The organism is Corynebacterium lehmanniae, assembly GCF_043161975.1.
Lineage (GTDB): Bacteria > Actinomycetota > Actinomycetes > Mycobacteriales > Mycobacteriaceae > Corynebacterium > Corynebacterium lehmanniae.
This window is the reverse complement of record NZ_CP170998.1, coordinates 1,010,658-1,035,538: the sequence shown is the minus strand read 5'-3', so window position 1 is coordinate 1,035,538 and position 24,881 is coordinate 1,010,658. Positions and strand designations below refer to the sequence as shown.

Annotated in this window: 22 protein-coding genes; 16 read left to right on the top strand and 6 right to left on the bottom strand. The window is 66.3% G+C overall.

Annotated features, from left to right (window positions below):
* Window positions 1-4: 4 nt before the first annotated feature.
* The 3 genes from ACF3NP_RS04930 to ACF3NP_RS04920 are packed head-to-tail and all read left to right on the top strand — an operon-like array spanning window position 5 to window position 2,792.
* Window positions 5-1,225 (top strand): MFS transporter, encoded by a 1,221-nt coding sequence (locus ACF3NP_RS04930; protein WP_236883398.1) that lies wholly within the window; start codon window positions 5-7, stop codon window positions 1,223-1,225.
* 10 nt (window positions 1,226-1,235) lie between these two features.
* On the top strand, window positions 1,236-2,267 hold the full coding sequence (locus ACF3NP_RS04925; protein ID WP_181888281.1) for a 6-phosphofructokinase: 1,032 nt from the start codon (window positions 1,236-1,238) through the stop codon (window positions 2,265-2,267).
* Window positions 2,268-2,792, top strand: a complete 525-nt coding sequence (locus tag ACF3NP_RS04920) for a mismatch-specific DNA-glycosylase (RefSeq protein WP_181888282.1) — start codon at window positions 2,268-2,270, stop codon at window positions 2,790-2,792.
* Here the strand turns inward: ACF3NP_RS04920 and ACF3NP_RS04915 are convergent.
* Both ACF3NP_RS04915 and ACF3NP_RS04910 read right to left on the bottom strand, forming a co-directional pair.
* A complete protein-coding gene (locus ACF3NP_RS04915) occupies window positions 2,750-3,553 on the bottom strand; it encodes a PrsW family glutamic-type intramembrane protease (protein ID WP_181888283.1) in 804 nt (267 codons plus the stop codon). The two genes, ACF3NP_RS04920 and ACF3NP_RS04915, sit on opposite strands and share 43 nt — an antisense overlap.
* The gene (locus ACF3NP_RS04910; RefSeq protein WP_181888284.1) at window positions 3,553-4,074 is read right to left on the bottom strand and encodes a hypothetical protein; all 522 of its coding nucleotides are present in this window, start codon (window positions 4,072-4,074) and stop codon (window positions 3,553-3,555) included. The genes ACF3NP_RS04915 and ACF3NP_RS04910 overlap by 1 nt, the downstream gene beginning before the upstream one ends.
* A gap of 75 nt (window positions 4,075-4,149) precedes the next feature.
* Between ACF3NP_RS04910 and ACF3NP_RS04905 the strand changes: the two genes are divergently transcribed.
* Together ACF3NP_RS04905 and gatB are read left to right on the top strand one after the other, a co-directional pair.
* Window positions 4,150-5,097 carry a GNAT family N-acetyltransferase gene (locus ACF3NP_RS04905; protein WP_392399010.1) on the top strand — a complete coding sequence of 316 codons (948 nt, stop codon included), beginning with the start codon at window positions 4,150-4,152 and terminating at the stop codon, window positions 5,095-5,097.
* Between the two features lie 36 nt (window positions 5,098-5,133).
* Window positions 5,134-6,636: an Asp-tRNA(Asn)/Glu-tRNA(Gln) amidotransferase subunit GatB gene (gene gatB / locus ACF3NP_RS04900; protein ID WP_181888286.1), complete on the top strand. Its 1,503-nt coding sequence runs from the start codon at window positions 5,134-5,136 to the stop codon at window positions 6,634-6,636.
* A gap of 197 nt (window positions 6,637-6,833) precedes the next feature.
* Here the strand turns inward: gatB and ACF3NP_RS04895 are convergent, their stop codons facing one another.
* On the bottom strand, window positions 6,834-8,237 hold the full coding sequence (locus ACF3NP_RS04895; RefSeq protein ID WP_181888287.1) for a YkvI family membrane protein: 1,404 nt from the start codon (window positions 8,235-8,237) through the stop codon (window positions 6,834-6,836).
* A gap of 178 nt (window positions 8,238-8,415) precedes the next feature.
* Between ACF3NP_RS04895 and ACF3NP_RS04890 the strand changes: the two genes are divergently transcribed.
* Window positions 8,416-9,276, top strand: coding sequence for a DoxX family protein (locus ACF3NP_RS04890; protein WP_181888288.1), 861 nt, complete (start codon window positions 8,416-8,418; stop codon window positions 9,274-9,276).
* Here ACF3NP_RS04890 and ilvD read toward each other — a convergent pair whose 3' ends face one another.
* Both ilvD and ACF3NP_RS04880 read right to left on the bottom strand, forming a co-directional pair.
* Entirely contained in the window at window positions 9,277-11,115 is a 1,839-nt protein-coding gene (gene ilvD, locus ACF3NP_RS04885) for a dihydroxy-acid dehydratase (RefSeq protein WP_181888289.1), read from the bottom strand.
* A 12-nt stretch (window positions 11,116-11,127) separates the two neighbouring features.
* Window positions 11,128-11,670, bottom strand: a complete 543-nt coding sequence (locus ACF3NP_RS04880; protein WP_181888290.1) for a PH domain-containing protein — start codon at window positions 11,668-11,670, stop codon at window positions 11,128-11,130.
* Window positions 11,671-11,983: 313 nt separating this feature from the next.
* Here ACF3NP_RS04880 and ACF3NP_RS04875 point away from each other — a divergent pair, with 313 nt between their 5' ends.
* The 3 genes from ACF3NP_RS04875 (at window position 11,984) to ilvC (ending at window position 15,388) form a co-directional block, all read left to right on the top strand.
* Window positions 11,984-13,777: an acetolactate synthase large subunit gene (locus ACF3NP_RS04875; protein ID WP_236883469.1), complete on the top strand. Its 1,794-nt coding sequence runs from the start codon at window positions 11,984-11,986 to the stop codon at window positions 13,775-13,777.
* Between the two features lie 2 nt (window positions 13,778-13,779).
* On the top strand, window positions 13,780-14,298 hold the full coding sequence (ilvN, locus tag ACF3NP_RS04870; protein WP_181888292.1) for an acetolactate synthase small subunit: 519 nt from the start codon (window positions 13,780-13,782) through the stop codon (window positions 14,296-14,298).
* Between the two features lie 73 nt (window positions 14,299-14,371).
* Window positions 14,372-15,388 (top strand): ketol-acid reductoisomerase, encoded by a 1,017-nt coding sequence (gene ilvC, locus ACF3NP_RS04865; RefSeq protein ID WP_181888293.1) that lies wholly within the window; start codon window positions 14,372-14,374, stop codon window positions 15,386-15,388.
* A gap of 63 nt (window positions 15,389-15,451) precedes the next feature.
* Here the strand turns inward: ilvC and ACF3NP_RS04860 are convergent, their stop codons facing one another.
* Window positions 15,452-16,048: a hypothetical protein gene (locus tag ACF3NP_RS04860; protein WP_181888294.1), complete on the bottom strand. Its 597-nt coding sequence runs from the start codon at window positions 16,046-16,048 to the stop codon at window positions 15,452-15,454.
* A 278-nt stretch (window positions 16,049-16,326) separates the two neighbouring features.
* Between ACF3NP_RS04860 and ACF3NP_RS04855 the strand changes: the two genes are divergently transcribed.
* From ACF3NP_RS04855 to ACF3NP_RS04825, 7 genes are read left to right on the top strand one after another with little or no spacing between them, the layout of a single operon-like run.
* Complete coding sequence (locus ACF3NP_RS04855; RefSeq protein WP_181888295.1) at window positions 16,327-17,223, top strand: cation diffusion facilitator family transporter; 897 nt, start codon at window positions 16,327-16,329, stop codon at window positions 17,221-17,223.
* Window positions 17,224-17,245: 22 nt separating this feature from the next.
* Complete coding sequence (locus ACF3NP_RS04850; RefSeq protein WP_070474891.1) at window positions 17,246-19,015, top strand: DUF262 domain-containing protein; 1,770 nt, start codon at window positions 17,246-17,248, stop codon at window positions 19,013-19,015.
* A 27-nt stretch (window positions 19,016-19,042) separates the two neighbouring features.
* Entirely contained in the window at window positions 19,043-19,873 is an 831-nt protein-coding gene (locus ACF3NP_RS04845; protein WP_338026566.1) for a hypothetical protein, read from the top strand.
* 60 nt (window positions 19,874-19,933) lie between these two features.
* Window positions 19,934-20,950, top strand: coding sequence for a 3-isopropylmalate dehydrogenase (locus tag ACF3NP_RS04840; protein WP_181888296.1), 1,017 nt, complete (start codon window positions 19,934-19,936; stop codon window positions 20,948-20,950).
* A gap of 10 nt (window positions 20,951-20,960) precedes the next feature.
* Entirely contained in the window at window positions 20,961-22,409 is a 1,449-nt protein-coding gene (locus ACF3NP_RS04835; protein WP_181888297.1) for a cell wall-binding repeat-containing protein, read from the top strand.
* A gap of 42 nt (window positions 22,410-22,451) precedes the next feature.
* Entirely contained in the window at window positions 22,452-24,317 is a 1,866-nt protein-coding gene (locus ACF3NP_RS04830) for a DUF294 nucleotidyltransferase-like domain-containing protein (protein WP_181888298.1), read from the top strand.
* 1 nt (window position 24,318) lies between these two features.
* Window positions 24,319-24,876: a 3'-5' exonuclease gene (locus ACF3NP_RS04825; protein ID WP_181888299.1), complete on the top strand. Its 558-nt coding sequence runs from the start codon at window positions 24,319-24,321 to the stop codon at window positions 24,874-24,876.
* Window positions 24,877-24,881 lie beyond the last annotated feature (5 nt).

Here is a 24,881-nt window from a genome sequence, read left to right as displayed (position 1 = left end):
CTTCATGCCCGTGATCACGCCGCTTTTGCCTTTCGACGTCAGCTCCGCCGTGTGGCTGACCAGCATCTACCTGCTGTGCACGGTGGCCCCGATGCCGGCGACGGGCAAACTTGGCGACGCCTTCGGGCAACGCCGCGTCTTCCTCATCGGCTTAGCCATCTACGTGGCCGCACTAGTGTTCGCGGGCGCGTCCTGGTCGTTCTGGGCCCTGGTGGTGGCCCGCGGCCTGCAGGGTGCGGGCGCCGCAGTGTTTTTGCCGCAGGCGTTCGGGCTGATCCCGCGCGTGTTCGCGGAGGACAAACAAGGCCGGGCGTTCGCCGCCTGGGGCGTGATCGGCTCCGTGGCGTCCCTGATCGGCCCGGTGGTCGGCGGGGCAGTGGCAGACGGCTTCGGCTGGCGCGCGGCGTTCTTCGCCCAAGCCGCGCTCGGCGCGGTCGCGCTTGTCGCCGGGCTGGTTGCGCTGCCGCGGCTGCCGCGCAGCGGCGAGCGGGTGACCCTGCTGCCGGTGCTGCTGTCGTTCGGCGGGCTGGGGCTTTTGGTCTACGGCATCCAGTTCGGGCAGTGGCCCTCGATCCTCTTCGGTGCTCTGCTGATCGGCGTGCTGGTGCTCTCCGCCCGCAACGGCACCGACGACGGGTTCCTGCCCCTGGAGCTCATGCTCAACCGCTCGTTCGCCCTCGGCGCCCTGGGCGTGTTCGCGATGGGCTTTACCGTGGCGTCGATGTTCATCCCGCTGATGTACTGGCTGCAAACCGTCGCCGGAGCCTCGCCGACGGCATCCGGCGCGATCACCGCGCCCATGTCCGTGTTCGCGCTCGTGCTCACCCCGGTGGCCGGGTACCTGACGGACCGTCGCGACCCGGGCAAGCTCTGCGCCGCGGGCTTTACCGTCTCCGCGGCCGGGTTAGCGCTCGCGATCGCGCTGATCCACACAGGGGCGGGCGTGTGGTTGTTTACCGCAGTGACCTCGCTTCTGGGCATCGGCGGCGCGTTCGTGTGGGCGCCCAACGCCGCGGTGACCATGCGCGGCATCCCCGAGCACGAAACGGGGGCGGCCTCGGGGCTCTACAACACCGCCCGCCAGGTCGGCTCGGTGCTTGGCGTGGCTCTGGTGGGCGTGGTGCTCGCCTCCGGGGCCATCGAATCCACGGCCGGTTTAGCGCTCGCGCTGCCGTGCGCCGCGATGCTGATCGGGGCGGTGTCATCGCTTCGTCTTCGGGGGTAGCCTGGCAGTCATGCGACTTGCCACTTTGACCTCCGGCGGCGACTGCCCCGGCCTGAACGCCGTCATCCGCGGCATCGTCCGCACCGCCAACACGGAGTATGGCTCCACCGTCGTGGGCTACCGCGACGGCTGGGTGGGCCTGATGGAGGACCGCCGCGTCGACCTCTACGACGACGCCTACATGGACTCCCTCCTCCTGCGCGGCGGCACCGTGCTGGGAACCGGCCGCCTCCACCCGGACAAGTTCAAGGCCGGGCTGGACACCATCAAGGCCAACCTGGACGACGCCGGCGTGGACGCCCTGATCGCCATCGGCGGCGAGGGCACGCTCAAGGGCGCGAAGTGGCTTTCCGACAACGGCATCCCCGTCGTCGGCGTGCCCAAGACCATCGACAACGACGTCGCCGCGACCGACTACACCTTCGGCTTCGACACCGCCGTGTCCGTCGCCACCGACGCCATCGACCGGTTGCACACCACGGCCGAGTCCCACAACCGCATCCTCATCGTTGAGGTGATGGGCCGCCACGTCGGCTGGATCGCCCTCCACGCCGGCATGGCCGGCGGCGCCCACTACACCGTGATCCCGGAGGAGCCGTTCGACATCGCCGAGATCTGCAAGGCCATGGAGCGCCGGTTCCAGATGGGGGAGAAGTACGGCATCATCGTCGTCGCCGAGGGCGCGACGCCTAAGGAAGGCACCATGGACGCCGGCCTGGGCGAGGAAGACGAGTTCGGCCACAAGACCTTCAACGGCATGGGCCAAATCATCGGCGACGAGGTGAAAAAGCGCCTCGGCTACGACGTGCGCACCACGGTGCTCGGCCACACCCAGCGAGGCGGCACGCCAACCGCCTACGACCGCGTGCTGGCCACCCGCTACGGCGTCCACGCCGCCCGCGCCGCCCACGAGGGCAACTTCGGCTCCTGCGTGGCGCTGCACGGCGAGGACATCGAACTCGTGGCGCTCGAGGACGCCGTAGCGCACCTCAAGACCGTGCCGGAGCGCCGCTACACCACCGCGAAGGCCATGTTCACGTAGATGCACGACCGTATCCCGGACCCCTGCCGTCTCCTCATCGTCGGCATCAACCCCGGCCGCCTCACCGAGGAGGTGGACGCGCCCTTCGCGTTCCCGGGCAACCGCTTCTGGCCGGCGCTCGAGGCCGCGGGCATCACGCCCTACCGCGTCCACGCCAACGAGGGGCTGTCCGACAAGGACGCCGCTATGCTCGCCGAGCTCGGCATCGGGTTCACCAATCTGGTGAACCGCATGACGCCGAAGGCGTCCGACCTCACCAAGACAGAGCTTGTTGAGGGAGGCGAGGTCGTGCGGAGTGTCGTCGAAAAGCATCGGCCTAAAGCCGTCATGTTCGCAGGCATCGGGGCGTACCGCGATGCCTATCGACGACCAAAGGCCACCCGCGGCCTCCAGCCCGAGACCCTCGCCGGCGTGCCGGTGTGGGTGGTGGGCAACCCCAGCGGGCTCAATGCGCACGAGACGGTGGTCACGCTCGCGGAGAGCTACCGCGAGGTGTGGGAGGCGACGGCTCGGGAGCGGCGGTAGAGCCAGATCAACAGCACCCACAGCAAGATCGTGATCGCGATCGAGCCGAAGAGACTCGCGACACCGGGAAGCTCTTTGGAGGCGTTGAACGCCCCGTGGATCGCGGCGGCGAGGAGGAACCAACCGATGAGCCGCGACACGCGCCAGCCGAGAGGCTGATCGGTGCGGCACAGGAATTGGCCGAGGCCCCACGCCGCCAGACCGGTGTACACGGCGTGCGAGAACGGGCCCGTGACAACCATTACGAGCATTGACGCGACACCGTCGTAGTACTCGGACTGCAGATCTAGCGCCGCCGCGATCGCGGAATTGTTCACGGTCTCGGCGACGGTGTATCCCGCGCCGATGGCCATGCCGACCACGGCTGCCTCGACGGGCCGGCGCACCGGCGCGAAAGCGGCGATGACAAGGAACGCAGCCAGTAGTTTGGCAGTCTCCTCCGGAATCGAGGAAAACAGGTACGTAACAGCGTCGGGCAGCTCCTGCGCCGCGGCGAGGTACGCGGAGTTGACGAAGGGCACTACGCCGCACAAGCCCGCCGCGGCAATCATGCCGACTGGCAGCCACCACGGATTCTCAGGCCGTCCTGGGTGGCGGTGCAAAAGGAGCCACGCCACCGCGACAGAAATGAGGACGAATGCCGCCGCTGCAGCGCCGAACGCGGGCGTCCACGGCACCTGGGTGAGCGCGTAGACGTAGCGCGCCACGCCCGCGAGGATGACCAGGCCAGCGATGCCTTGGAAAATACGGTTCTTCTGCACTACCGGGCCTCCTCTTCGACTAGACGCTCGACGATCTCTTGGCCGGCGGCGAGAGCCGTTGCCACGTACACCGTGAGGTCACCGCGTTCGACGGCGGCGACGGAAATGTCGTTGCGGTGCACCGCGTACACCCCGGGCGCTGGCTGATCGAGCTCGTCCGTGTCGATTCGCTCGCCGTCTGCTGCCAGCCAGTACATGCGCGTGACCGCGTTGGCGCGCTCGGCCTCGTCGGTCATGGTGTAGTCGGTGCGCAGCTGGATTTTCGTGCCGTCACAGTCCCACACCCACGTGCCGGTGCCGTCACCCGCACTGTCGGCGGCAGCAGTCTGGGTGCACTGTAGAGGAGCGCCGTCCGCGTCGCGCAGTGTGACGCCACCAGCGGACACCTCCGTGGTGGCGGGCTCGCCTCCCTCCGCCGCTGCCTGGGCCACGAATGGTGCCGCCAAGATGAGCGCTCCGACGGCGACGATCCCTATGGTGCCGGTGCGGGTGTTTTTGTCAGAAAAATCGGGGAAATTCACTTGAGCCAGCATAGGGAAACCCTCTCTCGTTCGCATCGGGGTCCTATATGTGCGGGGAGTGGCTAGGGTGATCGCATGAGTCTGCTTGACCAGATGACTAACGCCTACGAGGCGTGGATGCCTCAACAGCTACGCGAGTGGTACACCGCAGACCAGCGGCGTGAGCTCGCGGTGAAGGAGATGCGCCCGCAGGCCGAGCACACTGCCGACGTGGACTTCGGCGCTGGCTTCCGCGACCATCTGAAACCCCTCGGCGGGCCGGACATGTCCGACCCTCTGGCGTGGGCGAACCGGCGCGTGGAGTTTGCGGACGGGCACTGGTGCGTCGCCGGGATCCGCTTTTTGGGGCTGGACCCGGAAAAGCCGTTCGTGCACGTCGTCGCCACGTCGGTGCCGCCGCAGCTCGCTCTCCTAGACGCGTACGCCGAGCAGCTGCACCGCGAGTTCGCGGACTTCGGCCCGCTGGCCATCCGCTTCGAGCTGCCGAACCCGCCGGAGGACGCGGACATCGACCAGTGGATCATCGCCGGGCTCGTCTCCGGGCTGCGGCGGAAACCGCGTCGCCCGCAACACGAACGCGTGCGCCTTACCCCGGCGGACCCCGCGGAGACGGCAGGATATGCCGACGAGGTGCTCGGCAACGTCGCAAAGCAGTTGCCCGAGGTGCGCACCTGGACGGAGGCCGCAACTCTGGAGCAACTGCAACGCTGCGCGGACACGGGCGCGCTGCGCGAAATCGAGGTGGACGGGCAGCGCGCGGGCATCATCGCCGCAGCCCGCGACGACGCAAACGGCATGCGCGGATTCCAGGTCTACGAATTCCTCCTCGACGACAATGCTCGCGGACGCGGCCTCGCACCGGCGGCGATGCAGTTGCTTTGCGACGTCCTACCGGCCCAAACCGGCGACACATTGTGGGGGACGGTGCACGTGGGCAATGGGCCGTCGATAGGCAATGCGCTCGCTGTCGGCCGTGAGAAGACCGCCGCATTTGTGTGGGTGCGGCGGCGCGGCGAGCTGTAGCGCGGGTGCGCGGGGCGGGGCAGTAGACTGATGCGCATGACTGCGTACGACCTGATGGATTACGACGAAGTACTGGAAAAGTACGACCCCGTGATGGGCCTTGAGGTGCACGTCGAGCTCGCCACCGAGACGAAGATGTTCTCCACCTCCTCCGCCCACTTCGGCGCGGAGCCGAACACCAACATCGACCCGGTCTCGCTCGGGCTGCCGGGCGCGCTGCCGGTGGTCAACGCCAAGGGCGTGGAGTGGGCCATCAAGATCGGCCTGGCGCTGAACTGCAAGATCGCCGAGTCCTCGCGGTTTGCGCGCAAGAACTACTTCTACCCGGACCAGCCGAAGAACTACCAGATCTCCCAGTACGACGAGCCAATCGCCTACGACGGCTACCTGGACGTCGTGCTCGAGGACGGCACCGAGTGGCGCGTGGAGATCGAGCGCGCGCACATGGAGGAAGACACCGGCAAGCTCACCCACCTGGGTTCCGCCTCCGGCCGCATCACCGGCGCAACCGCGTCGCTTGTGGACTGCAACCGCGCGGGCATCCCGCTGATCGAGATCGTGACTAAGCCGATCATCGGCGCCGGCGAGCGCGCACCTGAGGTGGCGAAGGCCTACGTGGGCGCGCTGCGCGAGCTGGTCAAAGCCCTCGGCGTCTCCGACGCCCGCATGGACCAGGGCAGCATGCGTTGCGACGCCAACGTGTCCCTGCGCCCGGTCGGCCAGGAAAAGTTCGGCACCCGCACCGAGACGAAGAACATCAACTCCCTGAAGTCCGTGGAGCAGGCCGTGCGCTTTGAGATGCAGCGCCAGGCCGCCGTGCTGCAAGACGGCGGGGAAGTGGTGCAGGAGACCCGCCACTACCAGGAGAAGGACGGCACCACCTCCAAGGGCCGCCCGAAGGAAGAGGCTTCCGACTACCGCTACTTCAACGACCCGGATCTGCCGCCGGTGATCGCGAAGCCGGAGTGGGTCGAGGAGATTCGCGCGACCCTGCCGGAGCTGCCGTGGGTGCGCCGCGCACGCATCCAGGAGGAGTGGCAGCTGCCGGAGAAGGAGTTCCGCGACCTGGTCAACGCCGGTGCGCTCGACCTGATCGTGGACACCGTTGAGGCCGGCGCCACCCCAGATGAGGCCCGCGCCTGGTGGGTCTCTTACATCAACGGCAAGGCCAACGAGTCTGGCAAGGACCTGGACGCGCTCGGCGTCACCCCGGCCGACGTGGCCCGCGTGGTGGAGCTGGTCAAGGAAGGCAAGTTGACCACCAAGCTGGGCCGCCAGGCCATCGACGGCGTCATCGCCGGCGAGGGTGCTGTCGACGAGGTCGTCGCCGCACGCGGCCTCGAGGTCGTGCGCGACGACGGCGCGATTGAGAAGGCTGTCGACGAGGCGCTGGCCGCCAACCCGGACATCGTGGAGAAGTACCGCGCCGGCAACAAGAAGGTCACCGGCGCCATCGTCGGCGCCGTGATGAAGGCGACCCAGGGCAAGGCCGATCCGGGGCAGGTCAACCAGCTCATCGCGAAGAAGCTCGCGGAGTAGCGTCTAACTTCACTAACCCGCCACGAAACCGGCTACCTAGAACCGGCTACCACACGAAATATTTGCTGGTAGCCGGGTGTAGGAAGCCGGTTTTCGCGTCGTTGCCGCGGGATCCCGACGATTCCGAGGCGCCACGCAAAACCCCGACCAACAAACGTTGGCCGGGGCGGAGCTGGACGTCGTAAAGCGAAACGCGCTTACTTGTCCTGGGGCTTGACGGCGGGGAACTCGCCCGTCTTGTACATCTCCTCGTACGCCTCCCAGTGGATCTTCTCGCCCTGGGAATCCGGAGCGCCGGCGTAGGAGTCGGACTCGGGGTCCAGGGCCGGGACGGTCTTGATGTCGAAGTCGCTGGAGGAGTCGGCGTGCATGTCAGCCGCCACTTCCTCCTGCACGGACTGCCACAGCTCGCTGCCGCCGACGTTGGAGTCGGAGGTCAGCTCGTCGACCTCGCTGCGCTCCGCACCGGTGAGATCCGAGCTCTCGGGGTCCAGCTGGCTGCCGGCGAGCTCGGCCAGGCGCTCGCGGCGGCCCGTCTCGTCCTGGATGTTCTTGCGGTCGCGGAACCAGGCAACGCCCATGACGATGCCCAGCACGAGGCCCAGGTAGCCCAGGACCGGGTAGACCCAGCCGACCAGGTCGGCGAAGCCGATGAAGGACAGCGCGAAGCCGACCAGCACGACGATGCCGTAGTAGACGCGGAACTTGCCCGGCTTGTCGTTGCTCAGGCGGCGGCCGAGGGCGTAGAAGAGGCCAACGGCGGTGTTGTAGATCATCAGGTAGATCACGATGGACACGAACACGCCCACGGCTGGGTGCATGGTGTCGAAGACCTTCAGCAGCGGCAGGTCGGCGTCCATGACGTTTTCCATGTTGCAGAACAGGATGAACACCAGGATCATCAGCAGCACCGCGAACATGATGCCGCCGAGCAGGCCGCCCTTGCCGGTCTTGGCCGGGTTCATGTGGGAGCCGGCGAAGACGAGCATCATGGAGGTGTCCATGATCATCACCAGCGTGGCGTAGTTCAGCGCGGTGATCAGCCAGTTGTCGAAGGTGCCGGATGCGTGCGGGTTGGTCTGGGCGATCTCGTTGATGTAGCCGAAGTCGTCCGGGATGTTCATCAGCGTGATCACGAATGCGCCGAGCAGGCAGATGATCAGCAGCGGCGTGATAAAGGAGATCACGCTGGTGAGACGGTCAACGTCGAGAAGCCCGGAGAGCAAAAGCAGCACGACCATGATGGCCGAGCCAACCCAGGTGGGGAAGCCGAACTGCTGCTCCAGGTTGGCGCCTGCGCCGGCGACCATGACGAAGCCGATGCAGAACAGTGTGAACATGGTGGTGATGTCCATGTACTTGGCCAGCCATGGTCTGGACACGCTGCGGAAGACCACACTGTGGTTGTCTGCCAGGTAGTAGGAGCCGAGCTGGTAGACCCAGCCGCTGAACACAGCGATGGCGGTGCCGGCCACCGCGGCGCCGAGGATGCCCCAGTAACCGAATGACAGGAAGTACTGGATCACCTCCTGGCCGGATGCGAAGCCCGCGCCGACCGTGAGGCCCACAAGCGCAAGGGCGATTTTAAAGGTTTTACCCATAATTTTCCTCAAAGAAATCTAGAAAAAGAGCGGAGCCGAGGGTAACACCATTAAGGGGCCATTGCTAGCCGACGCCCACAGGTTCTCCCCGCCAACAGCGCAGCGCACAGGCTCGGATTTGCTGTTTCAACGGCGCGTTACCAAGGATCAGGCAGCGCTTTCGCATACATTTGTTGGCATGGCTAACAACCCACGTGACCTCACGCCTAATGAGCAAAACGATCTGACGAACCTGGATTCTCCTGAGGTGCCGGAGTACACCGGCGACGCGAGGAGCGCCTCGGACGGCCTGTACACCCGCACGGGCAAGGCCGCGCCGACGGAGATTTTCCCGCGCGGCGAACAGGCGGACGGGCCGCTGATCCCGCAGTCTCCGGAGACCACCTCGTTTGCGGGCACCTCTGAAACGGTGGCTGTGAACCGCGAGCCGGCGTACACCGCTGCGACGCCTACGTACGCAACCGACACCACGGAGCCGGTCTACGCAGAGACGGCCGAGCCGGTCGTGGTGGAGGACGAGACCCGCCGCGGCACCACGGACTTCGGCCTGTTTTTGATGCGCCTGTTCCTCGGCGCGTTTTTGATCATCGACTCTGTGGGCACCTTCTTCCGACTCGGCGGCAACGAGGGCATCTCCGGGCTAGAGAGCGCCTTCGCGGATTACCCGTACGGCTCCGGCCTTGCCGTTGTCGTGCCCACCCTGGAGCTGGCCGCCGGCGTGTTCCTGGTGCTGGGTCTGCTCACCCCGGTTGCGGCGCTGGTCGCCATCGCCGTGACCGGCTTTATGGCGCTGCACGCGTTCACTGAACAACCGGACGGTTTCAACGTCTTCGCCTGGACCCCGGAGACCTGGGTGCCGGTCATGCTGCTGGCTGCGTCCCTGGTGGTGCAGTTCACCGGTCCGGGCCGCTACGGCGTCGACGCGTCGCGCGGCTGGGCCAAGCGCCCGCTGGTTTCCAGCTGGATCTGCGCGCTGCTCGGCCTGGCGGCAGCCGGGCTGATGTGGTGGTTCGGCACCGGCATCAACCCGGTCGCCTAGTTAGTCCACCTGGCGCACGGCACCTTTGTCGGCGCTGGTGGCCATCTTCGCGTACGCACGCAAAGCCTTCGACACCTCACGGACGCGGTTCGGCGTCCAGGGGTTGTCGGAGGCTTCCATCGCTTCGCGGCGCTTTTGCAGCTCCGCCTCGTCCACGTCGAGCTTCAGCTCGCGGTTGGACACGGAGATGGAGATGGTGTCGCCGTCTTCAATCAGGCCGATCAGGCCGCCTGCCGCTGCCTCGGGGGAGATGTGGCCGATCGAAAGCCCGGAAGTGCCGCCGGAGAAGCGCCCGTCCGTGATCAGGGCGCACTTCTTGCCCAGGCCGGCGCCCTTCAAGAACGACGTCGGGTGCAGCATCTCCTGCATGCCCGGCCCGCCGGCGGGGCCCTCGTAGCGGATCACCACGACCTCGCCCTCGAGCACCTCGCGGTTGAGGATCATCGAAACGGCCTGCTCCTGCGAGTCCACCACGTGCGCAGGGCCGGTGAACTCCCACAGTCCTTCTTCCACGCCGGCGGTCTTCAAAATCGCGCCGTCGGGCGCGAGGTTGCCGCGCAGCACCACCAGGCCGCCGTCGGAGGTGAAGGGGTGCTCGACGTCGTGGATGACGCCGTTTGCCGCGTCGGTGTCCAGCTCGGCCCACCGCGCGCTCTGGGAGAACGCCTTCGTGGTGCGCTCGCCGCCGGGAGCGGCGTGGTACAGCTCCAGCGCCTCGTCGGTGGCGGACCCGCCGCGGATGTCCCAGTCGGAGAGCCATTCGCTTAACGACGGATACGCGATCGAGTGCACATCCGCATGCAGCAGGCCTGCGCGGTTGAGCTCGCCCAGAATCGCCGGGATGCCGCCAGCGCGGTGGACATCTTCGACGTGGGCTTCGCCGTTCGGCGCCACCTTAGACAGGCACGGGATCTGGTGGGACAGATCGTCGATGTCGTGCAGGTCGAAGTCGATCTCGCCCTCTTGGGCCGCGGCGAGGATGTGCAGGATGGTGTTGGTGGAGCCGCCCATGGCCATGTCCAGCGCCATGGCGTTGCGGAAGGCGTGGACGTTGGCGACGTTACGGGGCAGGACGGATTCGTCGCCCTGGCCGTAGTAGCGCTCGCACAGCTCCATGACGGTGCGGCCGGCCTTTTCAAACAGCTCGCGGCGAGCAGTGTGGGTGGCAAGGGTGGTGCCGTTGCCAGGCAAGGACAGGCCGAGTACCTCGGTGAGGCAGTTCATGGAGTTGGCGGTGAACATGCCGGAGCAGGAGCCGCAGGTGGGGCAGGCGTTGTTGGCGACGGCGTCGAGCTCGTCGTCGGACACGCCGTCGTTGGCGGACAGCGCGATCGCGTCGATGAGGTCGGACTTCGGCTTGGTCACCCCGCCGACGGAGAACGCCTTGCCGGCCTCCATTGGGCCGCCGGAGACGAACACGGACGGGATGTTCAGGCGCATCGCGGCGTTGAGCATGCCCGGGGTGATCTTGTCGCAGTTGGAGATGCACACCATGGCGTCGACGGTGTGCGCGTTGACCATGTACTCCACCGAGTCGGTGATGATCTCGCGGGACGGCAGGGAATACAGCATGCCGGAGTGCCCCATGGCGATGCCGTCGTCGACGGCGATGGTGTTGAACTCCTTGGGCACTCCGCCGGCGGCGCGCACGGCGTCCGCGACGATGTCGCCGACCTCTTTCAGGTGCACATGCCCCGGAACGAATTGGGTGTAGGAGTTCACAATGGCCACGATCGGCTTGCCAAACTCGTTTTCGCCGGTGCCGGTGGCGCGCCACAGTGCGCGGGCGCCTGCGGCCTGGCGGCCGATGGTGGTGACGCGTGAGCGAAGTGGGATCACGGTGTTTACTCCTTAAGCTTCAGGGGAAGTTTTCGGCGCGGACGGGCGCGGGCCCGGCAGGTCCGGGTGCTCGGCTACGTAGGCGTCGTACTCTTCGCGGGAGAGCAGAACCTTGTGGCCGCCCTTGTCGATGATTTCGTACTTGCCGTCGGCAGCCTCCTGGGCTGCGGTGATCACGTCGGTGATGCGGCCGTTGGAGGCCTCGGCCAGGTCGGGCAGGGAATTGAAGGTCACGCCGGGCAGCGGGTGCTCCGCGCCGTCGACAGTTACCGCGTTGACGGCGGAGCCCTTGAAGGCGAGGCCTTTCAGGTCGCGCCACGGCAGGGTGGTGTTCTTGCGCACGAGGTACTTGGCGGTGATGCCGCGCTCGTCCACGGTGGTGGAGGAGGCCAGCACCCACGCCAGCCAGATGGCGGGGAAAATCAGCAGCCAGGCCAGGTACTTCGGCGCCCAGAGGATGCCCATCAGGGCGATGCCGGTGGCAAGCACGATGGCGAGGATGTGCTCGCGCGTCGGCTTGAAAACGTGCTGGGTGTGCTCCGGCGTGTCAGTCATAGTTCGGAATGGTAGTCACCTTTGGTACGTCGATAGGCAATAGCCCGTAATTTAAATACTTGAATAAAAACCCCCGCGACGTTGCCTGTGCCACTACAGTTTGAAATCGTGATCAACGAGCGACTTGTAATTATTCTCTCCCGACGGCGCTTGCCGTAGCGGGTGCGTTTTACACGCCGCTGACACACCAAGCGCCCTCGAGAGCACATCGCTCGCCGGGGGCTTTTGTTGTATTGGATCGCGATTGACAAGCAGAGTCGAGCAAGCAAGGAGCCTTCACGTGGCAGCTGCAGAGAAAAGAAAGCCCGAACGCATGACGGGTGCGGACGCAGTCGTGCGCAGCCTCGAGGAACTGGGCACCGAGATCGTATTCGGTCTGCCCGGTGGTGCAGTGCTCCCGCTTTACGACGCGCTGTTCCGCGCCGAGAAACTGCGCCACGTGCTGGTGCGCCACGAGCAAGGCGCAGGACACGCCGCGGAAGGCTACGCGGTGGCCTCCGGCAATGTGGGCGTGTGCATCGCCACCTCCGGTCCGGGCGCGACCAACCTGGTCACCCCGATTGCGGATGCCTACCTTGATTCGGTGCCGATGGTGGCCATCACCGGCCAGGTCGGCTCGCCGCTTTTGGGTACCGACGCGTTCCAGGAGGCGGACATCCGCGGCGTGACCATGCCGATTACCAAGCACAACCTCATGGTGTCCAAGGCGGAGGAGATCCCCAGCGCAATCGCCGCGGCCTTTCATATCGCCTCCACCGGCCGCCCCGGCCCGGTGCTGGTGGACATCCCGAAAGACGTGCAAAACGCCGAGATCGAATTCGCGTGGCCGCCGAAGGTGGACCTGCCGGGCTACAAGCCGAACACGAAGCCGCACAACCGTCAGATCGCGCAGGCGGCGAAGATGATTGCCAAGGCGAAGCGCCCCGTGCTCTACATCGGCGGCGGCGTGGTCAAGGCGAACGCGCACAAGCAGCTGGCCAAGTTCGTGGAAGCCACCGGCATCCCGGTGGTGACCACCCTGATGGCGCTCGGGGCGTTCCCGCACGACCACCCGCTCTACCTGGGCATGCCCGGCATGCACGGCACCGTGCCCGCGGTGGGCGCGTTCCAAGAGTCCGACCTGCTCATCGCGATCGGCGCGCGTTTCGACGACCGCGTCACCGGCGACACCGACACCTTCGCGCCGCACGCGAAGGTCATCCACGCCGACATCGACCCGGCAGAGGTGGGCAAGATCCGCCCGGTTGATGTGCCGATCGTCGGCGACGCCAAGCGGGTGCTGTCCGAGCTCACCGACTACTTCGACGACAAAGGCAAAGTCAAGGCGCCCAGCATCGAGCCGTGGATCGACCGCCTGGCGGACTTGAAGAAGCGCTTCCCGCGCGGCTACGAAGAGCACACCGACGGCACCCTTGCACCCCAGTTCGTCCTGGAGACGCTGTCGAAGACCGCAGGCCCGGACGCGATCTACGTCTCGGGCGTGGGCCAGCACCAGATGTGGGCCGCCCAGTTCATCGACTACGACAAGCCGCGGCACTGGATCAACTCCGGCGGCGCCGGCACCATGGGCTTTTCCATCCCCGCCGCGCTGGGGGCGAAGGCCGCGATGCCGGACAAAGAGGTGTGGGCCATTGACGGCGACGGCTGCTTCCAGATGACCAACCAGGAGCTCACCACCGCCGCCCTCGAGGGGTTCCCGATCAAGGTGGCCCTGATCAACAACGGCAACCTGGGCATGGTGCGCCAGTGGCAGACCTTGTTCTACGACGGGCACTACTCGCACACCAAGCTCGGCGGCGAGGTCTACGTCCCCGACTTTGTGAAGTTGTCCGAGGCGCTCGGCGCGGTGTCGTTCCGCGTCACGTCCGCCGACGAGGTGGAAGAGGCGATCCAGCGCGCCCACGAGATCAACGACCGCCCGGTGGTGGTCGAGTTCGTTGTCGGCGAGGACGCGCAGGTGTGGCCGATGATCGCGGCGGGCACCTCCAACTCCGACATCGAGTACGCGCGCGGCATGCGCCCGTTCTTCGGCGAGGAGGAGTCTGCGGCGGAGTCGCCGGAGACCATCAACGACACCATCGAAGCGCTCGACCAGGAGGGAAACTAACCATGGCACAGCCCGAACCGATCACCCGCCACACGCTGTCGGTGCTCGTCGACGACGTCGACGGCATCATCACCCGCGTCACCGCGCTGTTTACCCGCCGCGGCTACAACCTGGTCTCCCTCGTCTCCGCAAAGACGGCGAAGGAGGGCATCAACCGCCTCACCGTCGTCGTCGACGCCACGCCGCACTCCGTCGAGCAGATCACCAAGCAGCTGTACAAGCTCATCCAGGTGCATAAGGTGCTCGAGCTTGACGACGCCACGTCTGTCGGCCGCCAGCTGCTCCTGGTGAAGGTCAACGCGGACAACCTGACCCGCCCGCAGGTGGTGGACGCCGCCAACCTGTTCCGCGCCCGCGTGATCGACGTGGCGGTGGACTCCGTGATCATCGAGGCCACGGGCAATTCCGCCAAGCTCAAAGCGTTTCTTGAGGTGATGGACTCCTTCGGCATCCGCGAATTGGCGCGCTCGGGCTCGGTGGCGCTCTCGCGCGGCGCAAAAACGATGGCAAAGTCCGAGTAAATCTTAAAAACCCGGGACGGTTGTGTCATAATGTGAAATGACCGTCTCACAGAATGAAGGAAGTGACGTACACATGGCAATCGACGTGCTCTACGACAACGACGCAGACCTGTCCCTGATCCAGGCGAAGAAGGTCGCCATCATCGGCTACGGCTCCCAGGGCCACGCGCACGCGCAGAACCTGCGCGAGTCCGGTGTCGAGGTGGTCGTCGGCCTGCGCGAAGGCTCCAAGTCCGCCGACAAGGCGCGCGAAGCCGGCTTCGAGGTCAAGACCAACGCGGAGGCCGCCGAGTGGGCCGACGTGATCATGCTGCTGGCCCCGGACACCTCCCAGGCCAAGATCTTCACCGAAGACATCGAGCCGAATCTCAAGGCTGGCGATGCGCTGTTCTTCGGCCACGGCCTGAACATCCACTTCGAACTGATCAAGCCGGCGGACAACATCACCGTCGTCATGGTCGCGCCGAAGGGCCCGGGCCACCTGGTCCGCCGCACGTTCGTCGACGGCAAGGGCGTGCCGGCGCTGATCGCTGTGGAGCAGGACCCGCAGGGCAACGGCAAGGAGCTCGCGCTGTCATACGCCGCGGCAATCGGCGGCGCCCGCGCGGGCGTCATCCCGACCACCTTCGAAGCGGAGACCGTTACCGACCTGTTCGGCGAGCAGGCCGTGCTCTGCGGCGGCCTGGAGAGCCTGATTATGTCGGGCTTCGAGGTGCTCACCGAGGCCGGCTACGAGCCCGAGATGGCCTACTTCGAGTGCCTGCACGAGATGAAGCTGATCGTGGATCTGATCTACGAAGGCGGCCTGGCCAACATGAACTACTCCATCTCCGACACTGCGGAGTTTGGCGGCTACCTGTCTGGCCCGCGCATCATCGACGAAGGTGCGAAGGACCGCATGCGCGAGGTGCTCAAGGACATTCAGTCCGGCAGCTTCACCAAGCGCCTCGTCGACAACGTCGAAGGCGGCAACAAGGAGTTGGAGGACCTGCGGGCGAAGGTCTCCGAGCACCCGATTGAAAAGACGGGCGCAGAGCTGCGCGACATGATGAGCTGGGTGAGAAATCCGCTCACCGACACCGCCCGATAGCTTGTAGGCAGCAAAAACCCCGCGCTCCCGATTGGGAGACGCGGGGTGAAGCTTTTTTGGCGACTAGTTGGTAGCCGCAGCACCCTCCGGAGCTTCCTCCGGTGCGAGGGTCTCGGTGGTCTCGTCAACGATGTTGGTCTCGGTGACCGTCTCGTCTGCCGGCTCAGCGGCGGACTCCTCGGCGCCCGCAGCAGCGGACTCCTCGGCGCCCTCGACGGTGGTGGTCTCGGAGACAACCTCGGTTGCGGCGGTGGTGGTGGAGGTAACGGTCTCGCCCTCGTCATTGTCGCCGGAGAACAGGGACCACAGCAGCCACAGCAGCAGCAGCGCGACGAACAGGCCGAGCAGCCACTTCCACCAGCCGCCACCAGAGTTGCCCTCTTCGGTCACAGCCGTGGAGCCAGAGGTGGAACGAGCCGGGGTGGATGCAGTGCCCTCAGTGGTGGTGCGCTCAACGCGGACATCCTTGTTCGGCTCAACGTTGGTGCGGTCGGTGTTGACGTCCTTAACGCGGTCGGCGCCTTCGCCGCCGCGGCCACGCAGGTCGTCCAGCTTGTCCTTGCCGAGATCCTTCGCGTCGCCGAGTTTGTCCTGGCCGAAGTCCTTAGCGTCCTTGGCGACGTCCTTCGGGTTGCGCTTCGGGTCGATGGGGTTGCTCATTGTAAATTCCTTTCGTGCTAACACAAGTGCTGGCATAACGTCTCCGTCGGACGCATGGCTGAACCAGCATCCGTGGCGAACGAACGCCCACTGTAACAAAACTTCCGCAAGCGGTGCCGCGAGATCCGTGCCACACGTCTCAACGTATTCGGCGTTTTCCCTGCGCTCCCAGGGTGGCCGCTGCCATATGGAACGATTTTCAATTAGTTGTCATTAAGGAATGCAGCGAGTACCGTAGGTCGTCGATAGGCAATGTGCAGAATGTGAAAGGGACCGAAATGCACGATCACCACAACCACAACCACGACCACGCCCACGGCGCTCCGAGACGCGCGCTCGCAGTCGCACTGGCGATCACCGGCACGGTTTTCGTCGCGGAAGTTGTCGGCGGATGGCTCTCTGGGTCGATGGCTCTACTCGCGGACGCGATGCACATGCTTTCCGACGCCGCGGGGCTGATCATCTCCCTTCTTGCCATCATCGTCGGACAAAAGGCCGCTTCCGCAACCGCGACGTACGGCTACCGGCGCGTGGAAGTGCTCGCTGCACTGATCAACGCGGCCACTGTGCTGGCAATTTCCATCTGGATCGTGGTCGAGGCGGTGCGCAGGTTGCGCGACCCGCAACCGGTGGAAACAGGACCGATGATGGTCATCGCGATGATTGGCCTGATCGCGAACGCTGCTTCGGCATGGGTGCTCTCGCGCCACCGGGAGGGCTCGATCAACGTGCAGGGCGCGTACTTACACGTGCTGGTGGATATGTTCGGCTCCGTCGCAGTGCTGGTGGCTGGCGCGGTGATTGCGTGGACCGGGTTTACCGGTGCTGACGTGGTTGCCTCCCTGGTTATTGCGGCACTGGTGCTGCCGCGGGCTTGGCAGCTGATGGTGCGCTCGGCCCGGGTGATGCTCGAACACGTCCCTGCGGGGTTCGATGCGGACGAAGTGGAGCGCGCACTACGGCAGGTCGAAGGGGCGACGGATACGCACGACCTGCACCTGTGGTCGCTGGACGGGGTGAGCGTATTAGCCACGGTGCACGTGGTGGCGGGCCCCGGGGTGGACCGCGACCAGCTGCTGGACCGGGTGCAGGACACGCTGGCGCACCTTGGGGTGGAGCACGCGACGGTGCAGATTGAACCTCCTGAGCACATCGGTCACGAGAAGGTGTGCTGAAACTGCACTACGCTTGGGAGACATGGGTTTCACCACGCCGAGCTACTCACTCAAAGACCTGTTTTCCCGCGCGGGGCGGGGAGAGCTGCAGCTGCCTGACTTTCAGCGGGAGTACCTATGGGACGTCGACAGGGTTCGCACCCTGGTGACTTCCGTGCTGCGCGGCTACCCGGTGGGCTCGTTCCTCGCCCTGGATACGCGCAACACGGAGCAGCGTTTCAAGCCGCGCCCGCTCGAAGGTGTAGTGGTGGAAGGCGTCGCCCCCGGGCTGTTGCTTCTGGACGGACAGCAGCGCCTGACCTCGCTCTACCAGGCGTTCAAGAACGACGGCGAGGTCCACACCGTGGACTACCTGGGCCGGCCGATCCGCCGGCGCTTCATGGTGGACGTGCGCGTAGCAGTGTCCGCAGACCCAATGCCAGTGGAGGCACTATTCGCGGTGGATGAGCAGGGCCAGGTGCGCTCCCACTTCGGGCCGGACGTCGACGGTGCGCTGAATTCGCGCGAGGCCTATATAAATAACGGTGTCATCCCGGTAAGCATGCTGCTGTGGACCGAGGGCAACGACTTGCTTGTGGACATGGCCGCGAGCACCGAAGACGAGCAGCTGCGCGACGCGGTCAAGCACTTTGTCAACCAAGTGATGCGTGGGCTTCCGGCGTACGACGTGCCGGTGATCCGCGTGGACCGCGAAACCACGCAGGCGGGCGTTGGTCAGATCTTCGCGTTCGCCAACTCTGCCGGCGTGCAGATGGACGTCTTCGAGCTGCTCACGGCGGTGTTCGCCTCCGAGGACCCGTCGTTTGTGCTGGCGGAGAACTGGCGGGATACGGAGCACAAGCTGCGCGAGCACCCCGTGCTGGACAGCGTGGGGCGAGTGGAGTTTCTGCGCGCGCTGTCGCTGCTGCTGACCAGCAGGAGGGGCTCCGCGCGGGGCCACCGCGGCGACATCCTGGACATTTCGCTGGAGCAGTACCGGACGCACGCAGGCGAAATGCTGGACGGTTTCCTCGCCGCCGCGAGGTTTTTGGAGGAGCGCCGCGTCGTTTACGCGGACCAGGTGCCGTATCCAGCCCAGCTGATCCCGCTCGCGGTGATCCTGGCGCGCCTGGCTGAGGATTCGGGCGCACTCGAGCGCGAAGGTGCGGCCGACCGGCTCAACCGCTGGTTCTGGTGCGGTGTGTTCGGCGAACTGTACGGTGCTCACGCGCCCACCATCCGGATTGGCTTGGACGTGACTGAGGTGACGCCGTGGGTGCGTGGAGATACAGACGAGCTGCCCCGCACGGTGGCCGAGGCGCGATTTTTTGAGTCCCGCCTGCGCACAGCCGGCCCGGACAGCGGCATCTACCGCGGCCTGTACTCGCTGCTCATGGCCCGCGGCGCACGTGATTGGCGCACCGCGGAACTGTTTACCGCGGAAACGGTGGAGCAGCTGCAGCCCCGCTTCCGCCAGGTGTTCCCGGCGGAATACCTGGCCGTCACCGGTGCGCTGGAGAAGGATCCGCAGCTGGTTGATTCGGTACTGAACCGCACGCCGATGGGCCGGCGCACTGACGTGGTCATTGAGCGCAACGAGCCGAAGCGCTACCTGCCCCGGCTGCAGTCGAAGTCCCTGCTGGAAGACGACGAGTTCGACGCCATGCTTGACGGCCACGAGATGGATCCAGAACTACTTCTGGCCTCTGACTGGGAGGGCTTCGTGGCTGACAGGCGCGAGCGTTTCGTGGGCATAATCGAGTACGCCATGGACCGTGCCGCCGAGCGCGACTGGGAGCCGGGCGAGGCGTAAGTGGCAAAAGCGACAATAATCACGGGGGTGGCAACCGTCGTCGTTGCCTCCGCGATGCTGACGTCCTGTGCTCCCGAGGCGCAGTTGAGTCCGCTCGAGCGTGCCCGCGGCGTGAACCAATCCAAGCACGTGGGGAAGCTGTTCGCGGGCGAGCCGGAGGTCGTCGATGACGTCCTCGGCATCAAAACCACCAAGCTGTTCTTCCCGACGTCTGAGACGCTTGTGCTCAGCGACACCTCCGTCGAAGCGCAGCTGCGCGCGGCGTCCATCGCGGTCACCACGAACGCGCCGATGATGGTGTACGACCCCACCCGTCACGCCGAGTACGTGCAGATGATTGCGGATATGCGCACTGTGAACGTGCTCACTGTGGGAGACGTGGCCATTGCGCCGTCGAAAGGTGCGGTGAGCGTGCAGCGCGACCCTGGCGGGCTGCGGGCATTAGAACAGATGACTGCGCTGCGCTACCGGGAGCACACCGTCGCCACGCCGCAGGAGGCGGTGCGTGAGGTTTCCAGCCTGCACCAGCGCGAGCCGATGTGGCTGCGTGCTCAATGGGCGGACCCGTCGGTGTTGCCCGCGGCGAATCCGGAACCCTTCCCCATTCAGTCCCGCCGCGATGCCAATATGGCACCGCGGGTGGTTGCCACCTGGGAGTCGTCCATCCCGTCAGTGGCAAACGCGCGTAGTTACGGCGCGGATGTGACCGTTGTGCCGTTGGCGGATCCGCGCAAGAGCGAGCAGACCCTGTTCGCCATGGCTGGGCTGGCTGAGCGCCCATTGGTCGCGCTGGGGAGCCAGTTCGGCACCTCCGCTCAGTTGATCGACCGGATCTGGGAGGCGGAAGCGGCCTACTAGCGTGGCGCGAGGTGATAGTCTGAGGCTGTTTTCTACTATGTGAGAAGAGGGTTTCAGAATATGAAAATTGCAGTGCTCGCTGGCGACGGTATCGGACAGGAAGTCATGGCGGAGGGGCTCAAGGTCCTGCGCACCGTGCGCGACGACGTGGAGACCACCGATTTCGACCTCGGCGCCCGACGCTACCTGCGAAACGGCGAGCTGCTCACGGATGCGGACCTTGACTCGCTGAAGGAACACGACGCAATCCTGCTCGGCGCCATCGGTGACCCGGAGCGCGTGCCGGCCGGCGTACTCGAGCGCGGCCTGCTGCTGCCGCTGCGTTTCAAGCTGGACCACTACGTCAACCTGCGCCCGTCGCGGCTGTACCCGTCGTCGGTGAGCCCGCTGGCCAACCCCGGCGACATCGACTTCGTGGTGGTGCGCGAGGGCACCGAGGGACTCTACGCCGGAAACGGCGGCACCTTGCGCCAGGGCACCGAACACGAGGTGGCCTCCGAGGTCTCCCAAAACACCTACCACGGCGTTTCGCGCGTGGTGCGCTACGCCTTCGAGCTGGCCATGACGCGCCGTAAGAAGCTCACACTGGTGCACAAGACCAACGTGCTGGTCAACGCAGGTGGGCTGTGGCAGCGCGCCGTCGACGAAATTGCGGCCGAGTTCCCAGAGGTTGAGGTGGACTACAACCACATCGACGCCGCGACGATTTACATGGTCCAGGACCCACAGCGCTACGACGTCATCGTCACCGACAACCTCTTTGGCGACATCCTCACTGACCTCGCTGGTGCCGTCGCCGGAGGTGTGGGCCTTGCAAACTCCGGCAACATCAACGCCGCCAAGGAGTTCCCCTCCATGTTCGAGCCGGTGCACGGCTCCGCACCGGACATCGCTGGCCAGGGCATTGCGGATCCCACCGCGATGATCTTGTCGGTGGCGATGATGCTTCGCTTCCTCGGCGACGAGGACAACGCCGCACGCATCGAAGAGGCCGTCGAGCGCGATGTAGCTGAGCGCGGCGACGCAAAGGTGCGAACCGCCGAAGTGGGTGACAGGATCGCCGCCGCCCTGAAGTAGGGTTGTGCGCATGCATGTGACCCGCACGATCCCCGCCGTTTTGACCGCAACCGCACTGGTGCTCACCAGCTGCAGCAGTACAGAAGGCGGGGTCGGCGCCCCGGCCGCGCTCGAAACTCACGGTGACGAGGTCATCCAGGACACAGACGGCACCGGTGTGGAGGTCTCCCAGCGCCTCTTCGATTCCTCGGAGACCGTTGTGGTCTCCGCCAAGGACCGCGACCAGCAGCTCAAGGCAGCGGCCATCGCGGTCAAGCTTGGGGCGCCGATGCTTGTGCGTCTCGACGGCACCGATTCCGCCGTCGACGCCGAAGTCGAGCGCCTGGGCGCCACGCGCGTGATCAACGTGCCGGGCGACGAGGAAGACACCGAGGCGGTCGCCTCCGCCGAGCCGGCTGGGGATGCCGCAGCCATCGCCGCGCTGGAGCCGGAGCACCCGAGCGAGCTGACCATGCCGCCGGTGTTCGCCACCGCGCTGTCCTCGCGCGCTTCCGTGGCCACCGCGCGGGCCGCCGGTGCGGACGTGCAGGTGCTGGCGGCACCGGACCCGCGCGCGACGGCGGACAGCATGCGCACGGTCACCGATCAGGACACCCTCGCGCTGGGCCGCCAGTGGGGAGACACCGAAAACTTCCAGGCGCGTGCGGCACTCGCGGAGGGCGGCGAGCTGCCGGGCGGCGGCGGCCTGGTCTTCCCGGGCCGCCGCATGGTGGCGCTGTACGGCCACCCCTACGGCCCAGACCTGGGCGTGATGGGGGAGCAGGACCCGGCGGCCGCGGTGGAGCTGGCGAAGAAGTACGCCGAGGACTACCAGCCGTTTAGCGATGCCCCTGTCATCCCCGCGTTCGAGGTCATCGCCACCGTTGCCTCCGGCGGCCCGGGCGACGACGGTAACTTCTCCAACGAGACGCCGATGGAAGACCTCGTGCCCTACGTCGACGCGATCGTGGACGCAGGCGGCTACGCCGTGATCGACCTGCAGCCCGGCCAGGGCAGCTTCGTCGAGCAGGCCAAGCTTTATGAGGAGCTGCTCAAGCGCCCGAACGTTGGCCTAGCGCTGGACGCCGAGTGGAAGCTCAACCCGGGCGAGCAGCCGCTGTCGCGCATCGGCAGCGCCACCTCGGGCGAGATCAACGAGGTCGCTGACTGGCTCGCGCAGCTCGTCCGCGACAACAACCTGCCGCAAAAGGCGATGATTTTGCACCAGTTCAACGTGGCTATGTACCCGGACCGCGAAAACATTGTCACCGGCCAGCCAGAGCTCGCCTGGGTCCTGCACGCCGACGGCCACGGCGGCCCGGACCAGAAGTTCGATACCTGGAACGTGCTGCGCGAAGGTCTGGACCCGAACTACTTCATGGCGTGGAAGAACTTCTTCGACGAGGATTTCCCGACCTTTACCCCGGAGCAGACCTACCGCGACGTCAACCCGCGTCCATGGTTTGTCAGCTACCAGTAAAAACTGCCGGTATCGGGCGCAGCCGCACGATACTCTTGCTCTATGAGTGTGGAGCTTGATGAGGTCTACGGTTTCCTCGCCCAGCACGAGCCCTTCTCGACGCTTCCCGAGGACACGCTGCGCGCACTGCCGGCGCAGATGGGCATCACTTATGTCCGCCGCGGCCAGACCGTGGTGGAGGTGGGCCAGCCCAACGACACGCTCTACGTCATCCGCTCCGGCGCGGTGGACATCGTCAGCGCGGACAACCTGCTGCTGGACCGGCGTGAGGCCGGGCTGAACTTCGGCTACTCCACGCTGGTGGGCGAGCGTGAGTCCGCCTACCTCATGCAGGCGGTGGAAGACAGCATCCTGCTCTTGCTACCGCGCGAGGCGTTCCTCGAGCTGCTTGCGCAATTCCCCGACATGGGCCGTTTCTTCCAAACCGCCTCGCGCCGCGTGCGTGCCGCCGCCGAGGAGGTGCGCGATGGCGGCGCCACCGACGTGCTGCGCACCCCGCTGCGCGAGATTTTCGCCGGCCGCGGGCCGGTCACCCGGGACAAGCACGTGAGTATCGCCGAGGCCGCTCGCGCGATGGGCGAAGAGGACATCAGCAGCCTGATCATCACCGACGGGCACGAGGTCGCCGGCATCATCACCGACGCCGACATGCGCTCGCGGGTGGTCGCAGGAGGGGTGGACACGTCCAGGCCCGTGGCGGATGTGATGACCAGCCCAGTGCGCACCATCGCTCCCAACGCGCTCGTGTTCGAGGCGATGCTGACCATGAGCGAGCTTGGCATCCACCACCTGCCGGTCGCCGGCCAAGGCCAGGTGGTTGGTGTGGTCACTGCCGCGGACATCATGCGCCAGCTGCAGGCGGACCCGATCTACCTCGCGGCGGACGTGGCGCGGGCGTCGCTGGAGGAGCTGGAGGGCGCCTACCGGGACGCGGCACGCGTCGCGGTACGGTTTTTCGAGCGCGGCGCCTCGGCGGCCGAGACGCAGCGGTTGCTCACCTCGATCGCGGATGCGGTGGCGAAGAGGTTGGGCACTTTAGCCGTCGAGAAGCTTGGGCTCCCGCCTGTGCGGTTCGCGTTTGTGGCGGTGGGCTCGCAGGCGCGCGGGGAGATGGGCCCGGCCAGCGACCAGGACAACGCGCTCGTGCTCGCCGATGACTACGACGCCGCGCGGCACGGCGAGTACTTCGCCGAGCTCAGCGCGTTCGTCTGCGAGGGGCTCGCCCGTGCCGGCCAGGCGTTGTGCCCGGGCGAGATGATGGCGTCTTCGCCGCAATGGCGGATGACGGAAAGCGATTGGGGCCGCACGTTCCATGGCTGGGTCACGGCACCGAAGCCGGACGCGCTGCTTCACGCGCAGGTCTTTTTCGATTTCCGCGCCGTCTTCGGCTTCGGCGAGGGCTGGCAGGACATGGCCGCGCGGGTGCGCTCTGGCGCGCTGGCGTCTGCGCACGGCTCGCGCCGCCTGCACACGCACCTGGCCGCGCTGGCCACGTTCCGCGAGCCGCCGGTGGGCTTCTTCCGCGGATTCGTGCTCGAGCGCAGCGGCGAGTACGCCCACACGCTGGACATCAAGCGCGGCGGCACCGCGGCGGTGGTGCAGATGGCGCGCCTGTACGCCATCGCGGCCGGGGTGGATGGCGTGGACACCATCGCGCGGCTGCGCGGCGCCGCCGGTGGGCCGGTTTCCGCGAAGGGGGCGGCGGATCTTCTGGACGCCTACGAGTACCTCGCCGACCTTGCCATGCGCCACCAGTGCGCCCAGGTGCGCGCGGGCGAGGCGCCGAACTACCGCATCGACCCGAAGCAGCTGCCGGAGCGCGACCGCGCGGCACTCCGCGACGCGTTCGGGGTGATCAAGTCCCTGCAGAACGCGCTGTCCACCGCGTATCCGACCAGGGCGGTGTGAGATGTTCGGGCCGAAGAAACGCCAGCTTATCGACGGCGCCCTGCTCGCCGTGGACGTCGAAACCACGGGGCTCAAGCCCGCACGCTCGCAGCTGGTGTCCGTGGGGTGGGTGCCGGTCAACGGCCGGGTGATCGACCTCTCCGGCGCGGAGTACTTCGTGCTGCGGGGCGCGGACGTGGGGGAGTCCGCCACCCTGCACGGGGTGACGGACGACGAGGTGGCGTCGCTGGGCCGGGAGCCCGCAGAGGTGCTCGAGGCGTTTCTGGCTGCGCTCGACGGGCGGAATTTGCTCGCGCACTTCGCGCAGATGGAAACCGGGTTTCTGGGTAAGCTGCACCAGGATGTGCGCGGGAGCAAGTGGCGGCTGCACGACAGCGAGGTGGTTGACACTTTCGCCATGGAGCGGCGCCACATGGAGCGCATGGGCACCTACCCGCGCGGGGAGGACCTGCGTTTGCCCAGGGTGCGGCAGCGTTATAACCTGCCGGCGTACGCGAACCACAACGCGTTGACCGACGCGGTGGCGTGCGCGGAGCTCTATCTCGCTCTAACCGGGTAACGCCA